The organism is Streptomyces sp. NPDC048643 (assembly GCF_040650615.1).
Taxonomy (GTDB): domain Bacteria; phylum Actinomycetota; class Actinomycetes; order Streptomycetales; family Streptomycetaceae; genus Streptomyces.
The window spans coordinates 1-3,756 of the sequence record NZ_JBEZHO010000105.1 but is presented as its reverse complement, the minus strand read 5'-3'; the positions used below and the strand labels follow the sequence as shown (position 1 = coordinate 3,756).

General features: G+C 57.9%; 2 rRNA genes (1 of these 2 only partly in view). Both read right to left on the bottom strand.

Features of this window, described 5'->3' with window-relative positions:
- A 23S ribosomal RNA gene (locus tag AB0C62_RS42000) occupies positions 1-1,823 on the bottom strand (it extends 1,496 nt beyond the left edge of the window).
- A gap of 314 nt (positions 1,824-2,137) precedes the next feature.
- A 16S ribosomal RNA gene (locus AB0C62_RS41995) occupies positions 2,138-3,663 on the bottom strand.
- Together the 16S and 23S rRNA genes form the textbook arrangement of a ribosomal RNA operon.
- Positions 3,664-3,756: the final 93 nt, after the last annotated feature.

Below are 3,756 nucleotides of genomic sequence, written 5' to 3'. Positions count from 1 at the left end.
GGGTACGGGCCGCCATGAAACTCGCTAGAGGCTTTTCTCGACAGCATAGGATCATCCACTTCACCACAATCGGCTCGGCATCAGGTCTCAGCCTTAATGTGCGACGGATTTACCTATCACACGGCCTACACCCTTACCCCGGGACAACCACCGCCCGGGATGGACTACCTTCCTGCGTCACCCCATCACTCACCTACTACCACCTTGGGCCGGCGGCTCCACCACTCCCCTCAACTCCGAAGAGATCAGGGCGGCTTCACGGCCTTAGCATTAATGGGCTCGATGTTTGACGCTTCACAGCGGGTACCGGAATATCAACCGGTTATCCATCGACTACGCCTGTCGGCCTCGCCTTAGGTCCCGACTTACCCTGGGCAGATCAGCTTGACCCAGGAACCCTTAGTCAATCGGCGCACACGTTTCTCACGTGTGTATCGCTACTCATGCCTGCATTCTCACTCGTGAACCGTCCACCACTGCCTTCCGGCGCGGCTTCACCCGGCACACGACGCTCCCCTACCCATCACAGCGGGCGTTGGCCCTATTGCTGCAATGACACGACTTCGGCGGTACGCTTGAGCCCCGCTACATTGTCGGCGCGGAATCACTAGACCAGTGAGCTATTACGCACTCTTTCAAGGGTGGCTGCTTCTAAGCCAACCTCCTGGTTGTCTGTGCGACTCCACATCCTTTCCCACTTAGCGTACGCTTAGGGGCCTTAGTCGATGCTCTGGGCTGTTTCCCTCTCGACCATGGAGCTTATCCCCCACAGTCTCACTGCCGTGCTCTCACTTACCGGCATTCGGAGTTTGGCTAAGGTCAGTAACCCGGTAGGGCCCATCGCCTATCCAGTGCTCTACCTCCGGCAAGAAACACACGACGCTGCACCTAAATGCATTTCGGGGAGAACCAGCTATCACGGAGTTTGATTGGCCTTTCACCCCTAACCACAGGTCATCCCCCAGGTTTTCAACCCTGGTGGGTTCGGTCCTCCACGACCTCTTACAGCCGCTTCAACCTGCCCATGGCTAGATCACTCCGCTTCGGGTCTTGAGCGCGCTACTAAATCGCCCTATTCGGACTCGCTTTCGCTACGGCTTCCCCACACGGGTTAACCTCGCAACACACCGCAAACTCGCAGGCTCATTCTTCAAAAGGCACGCAGTCACGACGCACCGAGTAAACTCGATGCGCGACGCTCCCACGGCTTGTAGGCACACGGTTTCAGGTACTATTTCACTCCGCTCCCGCGGTACTTTTCACCATTCCCTCACGGTACTATCCGCTATCGGTCACCAGGGAATATTTAGGCTTAGCGGGTGGTCCCGCCAGATTCACACGGGATTTCTCGGGCCCCGTGCTACTTGGGTGTCTCTCAAACGAGCCGTTGATGTTTCGACTACGGGGGTCTTACCCTCTACGCCGGACCTTTCGCATGTCCTTCGCCTACATCAACGGTTTCTGACTCGTCTCACAGCCGGCAGACTGTGAAAGAGAGATCCCACAACCCCCTGCATGCAACCCCTGCCGGGTCTCACACATACAAGGTTTGGCCTCATCCGGTTTCGCTCGCCACTACTCCCGGAATCACGGTTGTTTTCTCTTCCTGCGGGTACTGAGATGTTTCACTTCCCCGCGTTCCCTCCACACTGCCTATGTGTTCAGCAGTGGGTGACAGCCCATGACGACTGCCGGGTTTCCCCATTCGGAAACCCCCGGATCAAAGCCTGGTTGACGGCTCCCCGGGGACTATCGTGGCCTCCCACGTCCTTCATCGGTTCCTGGTGCCAAGGCATCCACCGTGCGCCCTTAAAAACTTGGCCACAGATGCTCGCGTCCACTGTGCAGTTCTCAAACAACGACCAACCACCCATCACCCCCGGTTACCACCGGAGTTCACTGGGGCCGGCACTGAAGGCAGCCAACAATCGGCCGTACCTTCAGACACCCAACAGCGTGCCCGACACCCTCACCACTCGTGATCAGCTTTCCACGCTCCGAAGAACAGTACTTGCAGCCCGAGATGACTTGAGTGCCGAATAATCAACGTTCCACCCATGAGCAACCACCGTCGAACGTATGCCGACGTAATGGCCCTGGACCACCAAGCAAGCTTGGCGGCCTAGATGCTCCTTAGAAAGGAGGTGATCCAGCCGCACCTTCCGGTACGGCTACCTTGTTACGACTTCGTCCCAATCGCCAGTCCCACCTTCGACAGCTCCCTCCCACAAGGGGTTGGGCCACCGGCTTCGGGTGTTACCGACTTTCGTGACGTGACGGGCGGTGTGTACAAGGCCCGGGAACGTATTCACCGCAGCAATGCTGATCTGCGATTACTAGCAACTCCGACTTCATGGGGTCGAGTTGCAGACCCCAATCCGAACTGAGACAGGCTTTTTGAGATTCGCTCCGCCTCGCGGCTTCGCAGCTCTTTGTACCTGCCATTGTAGCACGTGTGCAGCCCAAGACATAAGGGGCATGATGACTTGACGTCGTCCCCACCTTCCTCCGAGTTGACCCCGGCAGTCTCCTGTGAGTCCCCATCACCCCGAAGGGCATGCTGGCAACACAGAACAAGGGTTGCGCTCGTTGCGGGACTTAACCCAACATCTCACGACACGAGCTGACGACAGCCATGCACCACCTGTACACCGACCACAAGGGGGGCACTATCTCTAATGCTTTCCGGTGTATGTCAAGCCTTGGTAAGGTTCTTCGCGTTGCGTCGAATTAAGCCACATGCTCCGCTGCTTGTGCGGGCCCCCGTCAATTCCTTTGAGTTTTAGCCTTGCGGCCGTACTCCCCAGGCGGGGAACTTAATGCGTTAGCTGCGGCACCGACGACGTGGAATGTCGCCAACACCTAGTTCCCACCGTTTACGGCGTGGACTACCAGGGTATCTAATCCTGTTCGCTCCCCACGCTTTCGCTCCTCAGCGTCAGTAATGGCCCAGAGATCCGCCTTCGCCACCGGTGTTCCTCCTGATATCTGCGCATTTCACCGCTACACCAGGAATTCCGATCTCCCCTACCACACTCTAGCCTGCCCGTATCGACTGCAGACCCGGGGTTAAGCCCCGGGCTTTCACAACCGACGTGACAAGCCGCCTACGAGCTCTTTACGCCCAATAATTCCGGACAACGCTTGCGCCCTACGTATTACCGCGGCTGCTGGCACGTAGTTAGCCGGCGCTTCTTCTGCAGGTACCGTCACTTTCGCTTCTTCCCTGCTGAAAGAGGTTTACAACCCGAAGGCCGTCATCCCTCACGCGGCGTCGCTGCATCAGGCTTTCGCCCATTGTGCAATATTCCCCACTGCTGCCTCCCGTAGGAGTCTGGGCCGTGTCTCAGTCCCAGTGTGGCCGGTCGCCCTCTCAGGCCGGCTACCCGTCGTCGCCTTGGTGAGCCACTACCTCACCAACAAGCTGATAGGCCGCGGGCTCATCCTTCACCGCCGGAGCTTTTAACCCCCACCCATGCAGGCAGGAGTATTATCCGGTATTAGACCCCGTTTCCAGGGCTTGTCCCAGAGTGAAGGGCAGATTGCCCACGTGTTACTCACCCGTTCGCCACTAATCCACCCCGAAAGGCTTCATCGTTCGACTTGCATGTGTTAAGCACGCCGCCAGCGTTCGTCCTGAGCCAGGATCAAACTCTCCGTGAATGTTTTCCCGTAATCGGGACGACACCACGAGAGCGGAACAACCGGTCGGAATAGGACCGGTCGTTCACAGCGTCCTCGCTGTGCGCCTACCCC